Below are 14,320 nucleotides of genomic sequence, written 5' to 3' on the forward strand. Positions count from 1 at the left end.
GAATTACGCTGTGACTAACTCCGTTCTCTCCAGCAGCCGTTGCAATTTATCGCCAGTTAGCTGTTCTAACGGTTGATCTAAAAAATATTCATCAAAAATGGATTTACCATCAGTAGACACATCCACCATCGACAATGAGCGCACAGCATCAAGCACCGAGTTAGAATACTGCTGCTGGGTTGAATAACGCCTCTTCACCCACCAGTTCCTGTCAGTGCATCCGACTTGCCCCAGTTTCACGCCGTTGTTGTTGTAAATGCCATCATCGAGAATTTCAAACCCGTACTTCTCGCACTCGTTGAAGATATGCGCCATGATTTGGTTTTCAGTAGAAGAGGAAGGCATGGGGGCAGAGGTGCAGAGGGGCAGAGGAGAAAGTTGTTGTAGGTTTTTCCCCTCTGCACCCCTGCTCCCCTGCACCTCTGCTTCTTCCTGCACAGGTAATGAACCGTCTTTATAGTGAGTGCAGATGAAGCGATCGCAACGCATTGGGGTATTCGCACGAAATACTTCTTTATCGTTTACCATCACTACCCAGCGTTGCGTTAAGTGGGTGTCGTCATGGCTAATGCTGGCTACCAGTTGATTACCAGCGTAATATTCGTGATGGTCAAACGAGATTTCGACTATTGTGAGGGATTCGGGAGCAACAGCTTGGGCTTGGTCAGCGATGTAGTTGTCGAGTTCGGCTTGGGCGAGGGCTTGGTTGTCGGGGGCAGCGAGGGTGAGTTTCTGAACCTTGCTTGCCTGATAATTAACAATGGCGGAAATCCAGGCATCCTTACAGCGTTTGTCACTGACCTCAACTGTGCAGGCGATTTCACTGTAGATTTGCTTCAGACGGGCAATAGATTTCAGTTGCAGCTGTTGTTGGCTGTAGATGTTGTAAGTCATAATAAATCAGTTCCTAACGGGACGGAAAGCGCTTCAGATTGCGAGTCGGGGGCGCTTTCTCTATTTATATCTTTTATACTACTGTTGTATACAGCAGTTGTCAACTGGTGTATACTTTTAGAATACAAAACAAGTTTAGAATTATGGAGGCGTGTACACCAATGTTGATGGATGTTGTTAGACAGATAAAAGTTACAATCCCAGATTTATCTCAAAAAATTAAAGAGGCAAGGGAAAAAGATGGAAGATCAGTGCAGGTTTTAGCCACCTCAGCAGGAATTTCTACTGCTTATTGGTATCAAATAGAACAAGAAAAAAGACAGTGGATTTCTGAAGAAACTCTGCGCGGGATTGAACAAGCTTTAGGATTAGATTTAGGGGTGCGTTTTGATGATTGATTCCCTTAGTATCAATCTTTTATTTCTACCTCTAGTCTCCTTTATGGAGCAATGTCTAGGTTGGGCTACGTCTACGCACTTATCTGTCACATCCAAAATTTACGTTGCAATTGACTTTCAGAAAATCTCATTGAACTAGAAAGGTGGAATCATGCCTAAACCACCTTCTAGACGCAACAAAGCCACCTCTGCCGCATCTACTGATTCAACTTCAGCAGGTAACTCTGCAAACGAGGATATCTCCCAGCAAGTAGACCCAGGTTCAGCAACAATTACAGTTACTGCTGTCGAAGTTCCAGAGTTGACAGAGGAAGAACAGCGCGATCGCCTTCACCTAGAGCGCCGTGTGGAAAGAGCGTTTTTTGAGGCGGGAAAGGCACTGGCAGAATTGCGCGATCGCAGATTGTACCGCTCGACCCACAAAACGTTTGAGGAATATTGCCGTTCTCGGTTTGCGTATACTCACCGCCATGTAAATTATTTAATAGCTGCTTCAAATGTAGTTGACAACATAATAATGGGAACCAATGGTTCCCAAAATGAGATACCGGATGAAATGGGAACCAATGGTTCCCAAAACGAGATATCGGATGAAATGGGAACCAATGGTTCCCAAATTTTGCCTACAACCGAACGCCAAGTTCGACCACTGACTAAGCTAGAACCATCGCAACAGCAGGAAGTATGGCGGCAAGCGGTGGAGCAGGCGGGGGGAAAAGTGCCGCCAGCCAGAATTGTCAAAGATGTGGTGCAGCGCATCATGGAAAGGACGAAAGTACCAAACACATACCAAATTGGCGAAGTCTGCCAAATTCTTGCTAAGGACAATCCCGAACTTAGGGGTAAGGGTGGCTGTTGGGGTATCGTTAATCATGTGGGCGAATTCAGCTGCACTGTCAGAACCTGGGATGGCGAGTATACCGTTGGGTTGCAGTACCTGAAGTCGTACAACTACTTGCCTGCCGAGTGTGAGCACATGCGGGTGATTTGCGATCGCCTGAGTCGAGTGTATTCGGGTGGGCTGGAGGAGACAGTCAAAAGTCTGTTGCAGTCGTTGGGTAAGTTGAATCGGCCTTATCTAACGGCTGTGGAAGAGAAGTTGTTGAATGTACTAGAGTCTGAATACGGGGCAGAGATAACACCCTAAACAATTTTGGCAATTTGGCATCCAATGTCTTTGGGTTCCAGTTTCAATGGAGTTAGCAACGCAACGGGGCAGTAAAGAAGTTATACGAGGGAAAAGATAAAACTTCCCGCTTCTTGACATCCAGCCGGAGCCAGTTGTTTAGTTGAGTGCTGTAGAACCCCTCTACATGATTCATACAGCGCTCAACAGAGTTCAGTTCCCACTCTACAACTGGCTAGAAATGAACAAAACCAAATAGGATTTCAGAAGATGTAGATAACTGGCATTTTTCTAAGAGCGATGCCTGCGGTGGGCTACGCTTACGTATCAGTAGATTGCAGAACTGCGAAAATTTGGAAAATGCCCCAAGTCCTGTGTTGAAGTACTTGGAGCAGTTTAAACAACCGTATTTGACGGAGGTAGAAGAGAAGATGTTAGGTTTGATTGAGAACGAATATGGAATTGATGATAGATTTGGCTTTGAGCTAAATAATGGTTATGACCGTAACTACCTATAAATGGACAATTAAACGTTATCACCAAGCAATAGAGGCAGGTATCTTTGACGACCAGTCCATTGAACTATTGCGCGGCGACCTGATTGTTATGCCCCCAGAACGAGAACCTCACGCCTACTACAACACAGAAGCAGCTGATTATCTTCGCACACTGCTCGGTGAACGGGTAAAAATCCGCGATGCCAAACCGATTACCTTACCCAACGATTCCGAACCTGCTCCCGATGTTGCCATTGTCAAACCTTTAGGTGAGGTTTACTTAGAACACCATCCTTACCCAGAAGATATCTTTTGGGTTATTGAATTTTCCAAAGCCACCCTGAGCAAAGATTTAGGTGAGAAAAAAGACATTTATGCTGAGGCTGGTATTGTTGAATACTGGGTTGTCAACCTGAAGACTCCGCAGTTAAAAGTATTTCGTGACCTAAAAAATGGGGAATACAAAACCGAACTGACATTAACTACAGGTACTATTTCACCCCTTTGCTTTCCTGATGTATCTGTCCAAGTTCACCGTCTCATAAGTAAGATGTAGTGCAGCGCATAATTGAAAGGACGAAAGTAGTACCAAGCACCTATCAAATCGGGGAAGTCTGCCAAATTCTTGCTCTTGACAACCCAGTAACTGAGGACTGAGAGGGCGGGTGCTGGGCGATTGTCAGCGCAGTGAATGACTTTAGTTGCAACGTGAAAATGTGGGATGGAGAGTACGCTGTTGGGTTACAACACCTGAAGTCTTGCGATTACCTGCCTGCCGAGTGTGAGCAGATGCAGGTGATTTGCGATGGCGTAACCGCCCACCGTAGGTGATCGCATCGGTCGGGTGTATTCGAGTGGGCTGGAGGAGTCGGTGCAGAGGTTTTTGGAGTCGTTGGGAAAGCTGAATCGGGCTTATTTGACGGCGTTGGAAGAGAAATTGTTGAGGGTCTTAGAATCAGAACACGGCGACGAGAGAATCCGCTAAACAATTTTGGCAATTTGTGACTTGAAGAAGATTTTGGACAGCTTTTGTCAGGAGAAGTTGGACAAGTTGTAAGCTGAAATACCTAAAACTTCGTTAAGGCATTAATCAGGCGATCACTTTTTTTGGAGAAAGAAAATGGACATAGTAACAAAAATGGGAGAAGAACATAGACGCAAGTCCATATAAATACTACTCCCAGCCAACTTTTCCCTTAAACTTGGATAACTTACCCACGTTGCGTAGCTTGCCGCCGTTCGCGTAGCGTCTCGTGGAGAAGGCATCGCTTGCTGCTGTAAGGATCACTAGCTGTTTACGTATCTTAACAATATATCCAGAAAATCTTTTGATTAAGCAGTTAGTCCTCAACAAGTGCTGCAATTGCAGTTACTAATTTTGAGGGGTCGGCTGGTTTAGTGATATGAAGTTGAAATCCAGCGGTTAAAACCTGTTTTTGTGTAGTTTCTGCGGCGTAAGCAGTTAGAGCGATAGCGGGAATCTGTCCACCTTGATTAGCAGGCATTGCTCGTAATTTTTTGATTAAAGCGTAGCCATCAACTTCTGGCATACCCAAATCGCTCAACAGTAGGTCTGGTTTTGACTGTGCAATTAGAGCGAGTGCTTCGTTGGCGGATGCTGCGCTCATCACGATTGCTCCGTTTTCTTCCAATAGGAAGGCAAGAAACTCACGGGTATCAGCATCATCATCCACAATTAACAAGCGTACCCCTTCTAGTGGAGCATGGAGCATACAGAATGGATAGGAATCGTCAGAGATATTCTGATCTTCAATTTTGAATTCTAGACTCTGTTGAACCATTGGTAGGCAAACTGTAAATGTCGCGCCTTGTTCCTCACCAGGGCTTTGTGCCCAAACGCTACCACCATGCAACTCGACAAGTTGGCGCACAATCGCCAAACCAAGTCCTAATCCGCCATAACTTCGGCTTGTACTACTATCTGCCTGACGGAAATACTCGAATACGTGTGGCAGAAAATCAGGATTAATACCTTTACCCGTATCAATGATTCTGAGTTGTATCTGAGAATCAATCTGTTCTAAGTAGACTTCGACTTTTCCACCGGCTGGTGTGAATTTAATGGCGTTAGAGAGTAAATTCCAAACAACTTGTTGAAGACGACTACCATCACCTTTAACTTGTCCAATTTTTATATCTAGATCAAGATTAATTTGAATAGACTTTGCTTCTGCTGCCAAATGCACTGTCTCTAAGGCAGCTTCAATAATAAAAGCAAGATCAACAGTTTCTAAATTAAGTGCTAGCTTGCCTCGAAGAATGCGGGAGATATCCAACAGGTCTTCAATCAACTGAGCCTGGAGTACAGCATTGCGTTCGATTGTCTCAAGGGCACGCACAGTAGTAGCTTCGTTTAATGAGCGGTTTTTCAGTAGCTTTGCCCAACCCAAAATGGGATTAAGAGGGGAACGAAGTTCATGAGAAACAATTGCCAAAAATTCATCTTTGATGCGGTTTGCTACTTCAGCAGCTTCTTGGGCTTTCTGGCGTTCTTCCGCTACTGCTAGTGCTTGATCTCGTAAGTTTTTATATTCCTGAACTCGAAAAGTTAAATCTGTGAAATCCTCAATTGAGAAAAGGGCATAAAATCTATTTCTGTCCATTGCAGGCACAGCAGTTACAGTTGTCTGCTGAATACGATATTTATTTTGAGATAGCGGTATAGGAATAACATATTTATGCAATTGAGAAGAAAAGATTGCAGGAGGGCCGCCTTGAAAAATTTGCTCTAAGCGACTACTATAACGAGACTGATTTAAATGAGGAAAATATTCAAGAATTGAATTTCCTAAAATTTTACTTCGGGAAATTTTTGTCCATTCCTCCAAGCAGCAGTTCCAGAATAAAACAATGTAATCTGACTGTAGAACGAAAGCTCCTAAAGGAATTTTATCTAAAAGGCTAAATTGTTCATGAGCTTTTTCTATGATATTCATTATTTCATCATCAGGATTTGAGCAGAAGATTTAAATAGTTTTATCTATCTAGGTTAGGAAGTTTTCTAGATTACATGATTGCAATTTCATCATTAATTGCATTGATAAGCGCATCAAATGTACCTACGTGAAAGATTAAAATAATATCTCCAATAATTTCTAGCTGTTCAATTATGAATCTAGCTTGTGCTAGCAAGATTTTGGAATCGCTTTCATAAGTAGATAATAATAAGTTTTCAATTGTATCTTCTAAGTAAACAGGTAATGTATAGTTCACATGCTGCTTTAGCACATTACTAAGCGAACCCATCACCCCATTGATGACAATGTTACCAATTTCGCTCAGAGTGCCAATTTTCACCGCATCTAGATCAGCAGAACCTGGCTCTTCACCTGTAAGCACTGCAACTAGTGATGATGCACTGTCAGTAGGAAAAATCAAGCCAGCAGCACCAGAAAAAGAACCTGTAAAGCCTAGTCTTACAGATGCCAAGTTGTCATCATGGAATCGTGTTGCTAATTCCTGATAGGCTTCAGCAGCAGTTAATACTTTCACAAATGGAATTTTGAGACCAATGTGAGAGTCTACCATCTCATTCAGTAGACTTGCGGCTCGACCAATTCCAATATTAATCAACTCTTGAAGTGCATCCAGTTGTTCTGCTGTTATATTCATCAAAACTTATTCCTTAGTATTAAGAACTTGCTGGACTGCCTTTCGCAATTCATTTTCTTTTGGTGGTTTATTAATAAAATTAATAGCCCCAAGGCTATAACTTTGATTGCGTGCCCCTTCTTGGATATCGGCTGAGATGATAATTGTGGGAACTTTTAATTCTTCATCTTGTAAAGCTTGCAGAAATTCAAACCCATTCATGTCTGGCATGAGTAGATCCGCTAATACACAATTTGGTTTGCGCTGGTGAACTAATTCTAATCCTTCACGCCCATTAGTTGCTTCTATAATTTCGTAACCATCAACTTGCAAATACTTTCGGATCATTCTGCGAGAAAAGGCTGCATCATCAATAATTAAAACCAATGTCATTATCTCTGCCCTTTTGTGTTTTAGCTCAAGAATTGTTGATTGATATCTTGATATCCTTGATATCAGTTAAATAAATATTAATCAAATAATCTTTATACCATAAAAAAATATTTAAATTTAGTTGCTTAAGTTAAAAACATTTAAAATTCATCTGCTGAAAGGTTAATGGTATAAGGTGTAACTAAACTTTAGTTAAGTATTTGCAATTCCATCTAAGTCAAGCTTGGCTTTACGAAGCCAATGCAAAATTGTCGTGTGGTGAATATCTGTCGCCCGCTCGATTTCTCGCAGACTCATGCCTTTAAGATGCATCTTGAGACACAATTGCTTGACATCGTTTGAGTAGCACCAAGCTTGGTAAGATTCGAGGAACTGACGACCACATTGTTTACATTTGTAACATTGTCTGCCTTTGCGAAAACCATTCTTGAAAGTTTGAGTTGAATAGCAACAAGGACATTGCATATTTATTACTTTACCATTAAAATAACATTATCTTTTCAGCATGAAACATCTAAACATTATTTGAAAGCCGTATATTGCTGAAATTTTCAATTAAATTAAATTACCATTAAATTACCATGAACACAAAGGGTCTAATTTTTCACAGAAAAGGCAATGGAGCTAACTGAAATTAACGATGATATAGAAGCATTCCTAATTGAGAGCTATGAAAATCTGAATCAAATTGAACAAGATATTATTTGTCTCGATAAAGTATCAGAACAAGGAGAAGCTGTAGTTCGCATTTATCGATCACTCCACACAATTAAAGGAAACTGCGGCTTTTTGCCGTTTCCCAAATTGGAATCACTTGCTCATGCTGGAGAAAATTTGCTCTCGTCTTTACGCGATCGCCAGCTAGCAATTACCCCCACGGTCATCAATACTTTACTGCAAATACTTGACGGCATTCGGCAGATTCTGTCCCAAATTGAAGCAACCAGATATGAGGGCGATCGCGATTATTCACCACTGATTACGACTTTAACTCAATTGCAGCCGACCATCGCATCTGCTGTTAATCTGCAAGGGTCGCAGACCAATATTGGTACTACGTATTTCCCTCACGAATTCCCTGAAATCTTAACCTTGAGAGCATCAGAATCTTCTCAGATCCGAGTTAATGTTAACCTGCTAGATCAGGTAATGAACCTAGTGGGTGAACTCGTTTTAACCCGTAATCAGGTGATTGGATTTAGTAACAAGTTTAAGGATAGTAGCTTTACTGCTACTTGCCAACACCTTAGTCTTCTAACATCCCAGTTGCAGGAAGAGATCGTGAAAACTCGGCTGCAATCAATTAGTACCATTTGGCACAAGTTTCCTCGCGTAACGCGCGATTTGGCGATCGCTTCCGGTAAACAAGTTAAGGTTGACATGGAGGGAATAGATACTGAGCTGGATAAAAGCATTATTGAAGCGATTAAAGACCCCTTGACTCACTTAGTACGCAACTGTATAGATCATGGCATTGAGTTACCAGCAGAGCGGACTGCTTGTGGAAAGTCATCTGTCGGGCGGCTATTTTTAAGAGCTTTTCATGAAAGTGGCAAAGTCAATATTGAAATTGGCGATGATGGTCGTGGTCTGGATTTAGAAAAACTCAAAAGGCGAGGGCAGCAACTTGGTTTAGTGAGTGCCGTAGAAGCCGCATCTATGAGTGAGTCGGAAGCGATAAACTTAATTTTCTTACCCGGCTTCTCTTCTTCAGAACAGGTGACAAACCTTTCTGGGCGTGGAGTTGGGATGGATATTGTCAAGAGTAATATTGATAAAATTAATGGCACGATTGAAATTCATAGCCAGAAAGGACAAGGAACGACATTCAAAATTAAGATTCCCCTGACCTTGGCGATTATTCCCGCATTAATTGTCACCAGTGGCAGCGATCGCTATGCTATTCCCCAAGCAAGTATCCAAGAGCTAGTACGCCTAGAAGCACAGGCAGTTAATCAGATTGAGATGTTTTACGATGTACCTGTGTATCGCTTGCGGGACATTCTTGTACCATTAGTTTATTTAAATCAAGTATTACAAATACCCAATAGTGTTTCCAACTTGGAAATGTTCAGTCTAGTAATTGTGCAAGTTGATAACTATCAATTTGGATTAGTTGTGGACACAATTGAAGACATCCAAGACATTATGGTTAAACCTTTAGGGAAACAGTTAAAGGCGCAATCTTTATTTGCCGGAGCAACTATTCTGGGGGATGGCACAGTTACATTAATTATTGATGTTGTTGGTCTGGCAAACCGTTCTGGTGTAACCGCAAAACAAAAGCAGCAGTTATTGATTGAAAACGCCATAAAAGACCAAGACCAAGTTAGTGATCGCCAAACAATATTATTGTTTGAGGGGCCTGAAGGCGCTCGTATGGGCATTCCATTGACTATTGCCTTTCGGCTTGAAGAGATTCTTTGCTCTGCGGTAGAGAAAGTGGGAAATCAGGATGTCGTGCAATCCTACGGGAAAATTTTGCCGTTAATTGACCTGAACAAAGTATTTTCCCATAGTTATGAAAATAACCTCCGCGAGCGGATTAAGGCAACTGTTGCAGAGACTCTCCAGATAGTGATTGTCTCACCCTCCTCAGAACTCAAGGTTGGGCTAGTGGTTGAGCGGATTTTTGACATTGTAGAAGAACCACTGATAATTACAGGTGTCTCTAGTAGACCAGGTGTGCTTTTGTGCGCTGTATTTCAGGGTCAAATTACAGAAATCCTTGACATTGAGGCTGTAATTCGCATTGCTAACCCTCATTTGCTGCAATTGATTACTAATGGCTGAACAACAAATTTGTACATTTTTTCTCAAAGGAGTTTATTTTGGTATTAACGTGCTACACGTTCAAGAAGTGATTCGCCCACAAGCAATAACTCGTATACCTTTAGCTCCACCAGATATCTGTGGCTTAATTAATTTACGTGGACAAATTCTTACTGTAATCGATTTGCAACGCCGATTAGAGATGAGCGAACAACAGACACAATCAAATATAAAACTTGTAGATGAGTCACAGGGATTTAATATTATTGTAAGTTTTGAGGATGAAGTAGTCAGTCTGCTCGTGGATAATGTTGGTGATGTCTTAGAGTTTCCACAAAACACGTTTCAACCCTCACCTACAACCTTAAAAGGTAAAATGCGTTGGATGCTAGCAGGGGCTTACCCTCTCCCAGATGGATTTCTACTAGTTTTAGATGCCGAAAAAATTCTAAATGTTAATTTGATAAATCACGTTACCGAGTAATTGAGGAGCGCTTTGCAATGACTACGAATCGGGCTGCAAAAACAGCCAACTCTAAATCTTCCTCAGAGGATAGTGTAGCTTCTGCGGCTGATAATGGTGCCACAAAAGAGCAGCTGCAAGTGTTACTTTTAGCACTTAAATCTGTAAAAAATGGTGATTTTAGTGTCCGTTTAGCTGTTGAAAATAATGAACTAGGTGAAATTGTCTTGGTTTTTAATGAATTGGCAAGTTTAAACCAAAACTTTGCCCAAGAAGTTTCTCGCTTGACAACCGAAATTGGTACAGAAGGGAAGCTCGGATCTCAAGCCGTTGTCAAAGGAGCAAACGGGAGTTGGCAAGGATTGCTTGATAACTTTAACCAAATGTCTACAAATTTAAAAGAGCAGATCAAAAGTATTAATGAAGTAACCCTTGTCGTTGCTCAAGGAAATTTAGCCAAACAAATTGAGGAAAGCAATGCTGGAGATTTTAAGCAACTCACAGATAATGCCAATCAAATGATTAGCAGCTTGAGGTCTTCAATCAGACAGATGGCAGAGGTGGCGACAGCAGTTGCGTCTTCATCAGAAGAATTGACCGCAGTCAGCACAGAAATGACTCAAAACGCTGAACAAACTGCTGAACAGGCAACCTCTGCATCTAGCTCCGCCGAACAGGTGAGCCAAAATAGCAGTACAATTTTGACTGCGGTAGAGCAGATGAATGCCAGCATTCAAGAAATTGCTAAGACCGTCATGGAAGGGGCAAAAGTCACGACTCAAGCAGTTAAAACTGCTGACCGCACCAATGAAACAATTAATAAGCTTGGTCAAAGCAGCATTGAAATTGGCAAAGTAATTAAAGTTATTACTGCGATCGCTGGGCAAACAAACTTACTGGCGCTCAATGCGACAATTGAGGCCGCAAGAGCCGGAGATGCCGGCAGAGGATTTGCTGTAGTCGCAAACGAGGTGAAAGAATTAGCCAAACAAACAGCAAATGCCACTGAAGATATCAGTCAGCGCATTGAAGCGATTCAGACAGATACAAAAGCTGCCGTTCAAGCCATTACTCAAATTACTGATATTATCAATCAAATCAACGACTTTCAAAGCACGATCGCTAGTGCTATTGAAGAGCAAACAGCAACTACAAATGAAATTAGCCGCAATATTGCTGAAGCAGCTAGAGGAACATCTGATATTGCCAGAAATATCGCAGTTGTCGCATTGAATACTCAAAGTACAACGATTGGCACGAGTAATACATTACAGGCAGCCACAGAATTATCGCGCATGGCAGTAGATTTGCAGAAAGTCGTCAGCCAGTTCATATATTAACGTGAGTTCGATGAACCTCTCCCTCCCCAATACTGCTCGGATAAGCAGAGGAGGGGAGCAATGCGATTTTGTGAGTAGGAGGAGCAGGGGAGACAGGGGAGGCAGGGGGAGACAAATAAACAAGTGTATTCCTGGATATTACAGTAGCAAAAATTACTAATTTTTCTCTTTACTCCCCCTGCTTCCCCTGCTTGCCTCAACTAAGAAATTCCAAAACCTACGCAGTATTGAAATGTTCCCAATCCCCAATGCCCAATGCCCAAAATCCGAATACTAGTTGTTGATGATGCGGTAGTAGTTCGGAGTCGAATTAGTAAGATTTTGTCCATCGATCCAGAACTAGAAGTGGTAGGAGTTGCTGCTAACGGCCGCATCGCCCTTGCTAAAATTCCCCAGGTCAATCCCGATATTGTGATCCTGGATATTGAAATGCCAGAAATGGATGGTTTACAGACTCTCTCCGCTATTCGACAAATCTATCCCCACCTACCAGTGATTATGTTCAGCACCTCTACACGGACTGGAGCGATCGCAACACTCGAAGCTCTCTCTTTAGGGGCTTCAGATTATGCCACAAAACCTAGTAACTTAAGAAGTGTAGAGGCGATAAATCAATATATTCAAGCGGATTTGATTCCCAAAATTAAAGTGTTTGGTGCAATAACTACTACATTGACAACACCAAGCACGGTTGCTCATCCAGTTCTTCTTCCCCTTTACACCAATCCCAAGCGGGTAGAGGTTATAGCAATTGGGGTTTCTACTGGAGGGCCTAATGCCCTAACTGTCTTGCTTAGAGAGCTTCCAGCCGATTTATCAGTTCCCATTTTGATTGTGCAACACATGCCCCCCATGTTTACGAAACTATTAGCTGAACGATTATCTTCTAAATGTCAAATCCCAGTGAACGAAGCGGTTCCCGGAGTGGTATTAGAACCTGGACAAGCTTGGATTGCACCGGGAGATTTTCATTTGGTTGTGCAACGCGACAAAGGTGTAGTTCGACTTGCTACTCATCAAGCACCGAGCGAAAATTCCTGTCGTCCTTCAGTAGATGTTCTGTTTCGCTCGGTAGCAGATGTTTATGGTGCTGGGGCGATTGCAGTCATCCTTACAGGTATGGGGCAAGATGGGTTACATGGCTGTAAGTGCATCCGCGAGGCGGGTGGACAAGTGCTAGCACAAGACAAAGCTAGTAGCGTAGTGTGGGGGATGCCTAGTTTTGTGGTTAATGCTGGACTTGCCGATCAAATTGTCACCCTTGACCAGATGGCAAGTGAAATTATGCGGCGAATTCGTTACAATCAAATTCCTATTTTAGGTCTGTAATGGAACAGACTAAGAGTGTAAGCACCAATGATTTTGAGTATCTTCGTCAATTAGTTCGCGATCATTCAGCAGTTGTGTTGTCTGCTGAGAAAAGCTATCTAGCGGAGTTACATTTACAACCAATTGCAGAATCAGCAGGATTCGCTTTCATTGCTGAACTGGTGAAATATCTACGCACTCAACCCTTTAACAATCTTCACATCCAGACAATTGAGGCGTTAGTCACTAATGAAACCTCATTCTTTCGAGATCATCACCCTTTTGAAGCACTGAGACAATACATACTACCAGAGTTAATCAAAAAACGAGCCATTGAGCGATCGCTAAACATTTGGTGTGCTGCTTGCTCTAATGGACAAGAACCCTACAGCATCGCTATGCTAATTCGTGAACATTTCCCCTTACTTACCAATTGGTCTATAAGGCTAATTGCTAGCGATTTTTCCACCAAGGTATTAGCACGCGCCCAAAAAGGGCATTATAACCAACTTGAAATTAACCGTGGACTATCTGAAAATCTCCGTGACAAATACTTTCATCGGCTAGATAGTGACTGGCAAATAAAGTCCGAAATTCGCCAGATGGCAGAGTTTCGTCAGATCAACTTGATGCAATCTTGGTCATCCCTTCCCGAAATCGACGTGATCTTTTTACGCAATGTTTTAATCTACTATGATCTAGCGACCAAGAAAGCCTTGCTAAGAAAGATAAAACAGCAATTAAGAACAGATGGCTACCTGTTTCTCGGTAGCGCTGAGACAACTATCAACCTGGATGGCTCATTCAAGCAGGTTTCATTTAACAAGGGTATTTGCTATCAATTGCACAATGCTTAACACATTTGGTGTGATTTTACCCCTTGTATGACCAAACTGTGAACCATAGCGTGACCAAAAGTGTCACTTAAAGGAAAAGATGGCCGGAATTAAAGGATAATGTGGCCGCCCTAAAAAGCTGGAATGCTTATTTTTCTGTCGCCCTACTTTCGCTATACTTTAGAAGCCATAACTTCGTTAAACTTTCCTGCGTAACGCTGCGCGAACGCTAACGCATTCAATTCTTTTATGTAAGTTAAAACTGATTAGTAGAAGAAAGTTTAATTCTTCATTCTCTTACAGCTTCACACAATTTCCTGTTAAAAGGTGATTATAGAATCAGTCAAAACCAAAATATGTAGGAGATTCTCGATAGAAGCGCTCCATGCCATGCAGGTTTTGTAAATAAAGAGAAGCAAAGGATTAGGTTACGATAAATTTATACAACAAGGCTGTTATATTAATAGTCGACATGGCTAACACTCTATAGATTTGTAATACGTGGGAGTCAAACGTTATCGCAATTCCAAAACAACTAATAAACTCGCAAATCAAGTCACCTCAAGTTTTCTTGATTGACCATGAGAATAATAATCGTGGTTTGACCGATACCAATGAAGCATTACAGCTAGCCGAAAGCCTAGAGTTAGACCTAGTATTAGTGTCTGAAGGAAAAGAGGC

The 14,320-nt window shown here is 42.0% G+C and carries 14 protein-coding genes and 1 pseudogene; 10 read left to right on the forward strand and 5 right to left on the reverse strand.

Annotation, left to right across the window (positions count from 1 at the left end):
• Positions 1-3: 3 nt before the first annotated feature.
• On the reverse strand, positions 4-894 hold the full coding sequence (locus tag G1O98_RS12950) for a hypothetical protein (protein WP_163929190.1): 891 nt from the start codon (positions 892-894) through the stop codon (positions 4-6).
• Between the two features lie 143 nt (positions 895-1,037).
• Between G1O98_RS12950 and G1O98_RS12955 the strand changes: the two genes are divergently transcribed.
• From G1O98_RS12955 to G1O98_RS12970, 4 genes are all read left to right on the forward strand, one after another.
• The gene (locus G1O98_RS12955) at positions 1,038-1,292 is read left to right on the forward strand and encodes a helix-turn-helix transcriptional regulator (RefSeq protein WP_225892776.1); all 255 of its coding nucleotides are present in this window, start codon (positions 1,038-1,040) and stop codon (positions 1,290-1,292) included.
• Positions 1,293-1,443: 151 nt separating this feature from the next.
• Complete coding sequence (locus tag G1O98_RS12960; protein WP_163929191.1) at positions 1,444-2,439, forward strand: hypothetical protein; 996 nt, start codon at positions 1,444-1,446, stop codon at positions 2,437-2,439.
• Between the two features lie 332 nt (positions 2,440-2,771).
• Positions 2,772-2,936, forward strand: a complete 165-nt coding sequence (locus tag G1O98_RS12965; protein WP_243458428.1) for a hypothetical protein — start codon at positions 2,772-2,774, stop codon at positions 2,934-2,936.
• The gene (locus G1O98_RS12970; RefSeq protein ID WP_163929192.1) at positions 2,917-3,471 is read left to right on the forward strand and encodes a Uma2 family endonuclease; all 555 of its coding nucleotides are present in this window, start codon (positions 2,917-2,919) and stop codon (positions 3,469-3,471) included. The genes G1O98_RS12965 and G1O98_RS12970 overlap by 20 nt, the downstream gene beginning before the upstream one ends.
• 784 nt (positions 3,472-4,255) lie before the next feature.
• Here G1O98_RS12970 and G1O98_RS12975 read toward each other — a convergent pair.
• The 4 genes from G1O98_RS12975 to G1O98_RS12990 form a co-directional block, all read right to left on the reverse strand.
• The gene (locus G1O98_RS12975; protein ID WP_163929193.1) at positions 4,256-5,872 is read right to left on the reverse strand and encodes an ATP-binding protein; all 1,617 of its coding nucleotides are present in this window, start codon (positions 5,870-5,872) and stop codon (positions 4,256-4,258) included.
• Between the two features lie 70 nt (positions 5,873-5,942).
• On the reverse strand, positions 5,943-6,548 hold the full coding sequence (locus G1O98_RS12980; RefSeq protein WP_163929194.1) for a chemotaxis protein CheX: 606 nt from the start codon (positions 6,546-6,548) through the stop codon (positions 5,943-5,945).
• A gap of 6 nt (positions 6,549-6,554) precedes the next feature.
• The gene (locus G1O98_RS12985; RefSeq protein WP_163929195.1) at positions 6,555-6,920 is read right to left on the reverse strand and encodes a response regulator; all 366 of its coding nucleotides are present in this window, start codon (positions 6,918-6,920) and stop codon (positions 6,555-6,557) included.
• Between the two features lie 192 nt (positions 6,921-7,112).
• Entirely contained in the window at positions 7,113-7,385 is a 273-nt protein-coding gene (locus G1O98_RS12990; protein ID WP_163929196.1) for an IS1 family transposase, read from the reverse strand.
• A 153-nt stretch (positions 7,386-7,538) separates the two neighbouring features.
• Between G1O98_RS12990 and G1O98_RS12995 the strand changes: the two genes are divergently transcribed.
• The 6 genes and pseudogenes from G1O98_RS12995 to G1O98_RS38980 all read left to right on the forward strand — a co-directional run.
• Positions 7,539-9,713, forward strand: a complete 2,175-nt coding sequence (locus tag G1O98_RS12995; RefSeq protein WP_163929197.1) for a chemotaxis protein CheW — start codon at positions 7,539-7,541, stop codon at positions 9,711-9,713.
• Positions 9,706-10,176, forward strand: a complete 471-nt coding sequence (locus tag G1O98_RS13000; RefSeq protein WP_163929198.1) for a chemotaxis protein CheW — start codon at positions 9,706-9,708, stop codon at positions 10,174-10,176. The genes G1O98_RS12995 and G1O98_RS13000 overlap by 8 nt, the downstream gene beginning before the upstream one ends.
• Positions 10,177-10,193: 17 nt before the next feature.
• Complete coding sequence (locus tag G1O98_RS13005; protein ID WP_163929199.1) at positions 10,194-11,495, forward strand: methyl-accepting chemotaxis protein; 1,302 nt, start codon at positions 10,194-10,196, stop codon at positions 11,493-11,495.
• Between the two features lie 255 nt (positions 11,496-11,750).
• Positions 11,751-12,824 (forward strand): chemotaxis response regulator protein-glutamate methylesterase, encoded by a 1,074-nt coding sequence (locus tag G1O98_RS13010; protein ID WP_163929200.1) that lies wholly within the window; start codon positions 11,751-11,753, stop codon positions 12,822-12,824.
• Positions 12,824-13,660 (forward strand): protein-glutamate O-methyltransferase CheR, encoded by an 837-nt coding sequence (locus tag G1O98_RS13015; protein WP_163929201.1) that lies wholly within the window; start codon positions 12,824-12,826, stop codon positions 13,658-13,660. The genes G1O98_RS13010 and G1O98_RS13015 overlap by 1 nt, the downstream gene beginning before the upstream one ends.
• Before the next feature lie 529 nt (positions 13,661-14,189).
• Positions 14,190-14,320: pseudogene (locus G1O98_RS38980) on the forward strand (translation initiation factor IF-3); the annotation flags it as partial.

It is taken from the genome of Nostoc sp. UIC 10630 (genome assembly GCF_010747425.1).
GTDB lineage: Bacteria > Cyanobacteriota > Cyanobacteriia > Cyanobacteriales > Nostocaceae > Nostoc.

Bases quoted from the DNA above. Each gene is read 5' to 3' on its own strand.
- G1O98_RS12955 (WP_225892776.1), top strand. From the start codon at position 1,038: ATGGAGGCGTGTACACCAATGTTGATGGATGTTGTTAGACAGATAAAA.
- G1O98_RS12980 (WP_163929194.1), bottom strand. From the start codon at position 6,548: ATGAATATAACAGCAGAACAACTGGATGCACTTCAAGAGTTGATTAAT.
- G1O98_RS12975 (WP_163929193.1), bottom strand. From the start codon at position 5,872: ATGAATATCATAGAAAAAGCTCATGAACAATTTAGCCTTTTAGATAAA.
- G1O98_RS12985 (WP_163929195.1), bottom strand. From the start codon at position 6,920: ATGACATTGGTTTTAATTATTGATGATGCAGCCTTTTCTCGCAGAATG.
- G1O98_RS12950 (WP_163929190.1), bottom strand. From the start codon at position 894: ATGACTTACAACATCTACAGCCAACAACAGCTGCAACTGAAATCTATT.
- G1O98_RS13000 (WP_163929198.1), top strand. From the start codon at position 9,706: ATGGCTGAACAACAAATTTGTACATTTTTTCTCAAAGGAGTTTATTTT.
- G1O98_RS12960 (WP_163929191.1), top strand. From the start codon at position 1,444: ATGCCTAAACCACCTTCTAGACGCAACAAAGCCACCTCTGCCGCATCT.
- G1O98_RS13005 (WP_163929199.1), top strand. From the start codon at position 10,194: ATGACTACGAATCGGGCTGCAAAAACAGCCAACTCTAAATCTTCCTCA.
- G1O98_RS13015 (WP_163929201.1), top strand. From the start codon at position 12,824: ATGGAACAGACTAAGAGTGTAAGCACCAATGATTTTGAGTATCTTCGT.
- G1O98_RS12995 (WP_163929197.1), top strand. From the start codon at position 7,539: ATGGAGCTAACTGAAATTAACGATGATATAGAAGCATTCCTAATTGAG.
- G1O98_RS12990 (WP_163929196.1), bottom strand. From the start codon at position 7,385: ATGCAATGTCCTTGTTGCTATTCAACTCAAACTTTCAAGAATGGTTTT.
- G1O98_RS13010 (WP_163929200.1), top strand. From the start codon at position 11,751: ATGCCCAAAATCCGAATACTAGTTGTTGATGATGCGGTAGTAGTTCGG.
- G1O98_RS12970 (WP_163929192.1), top strand. From the start codon at position 2,917: ATGACCGTAACTACCTATAAATGGACAATTAAACGTTATCACCAAGCA.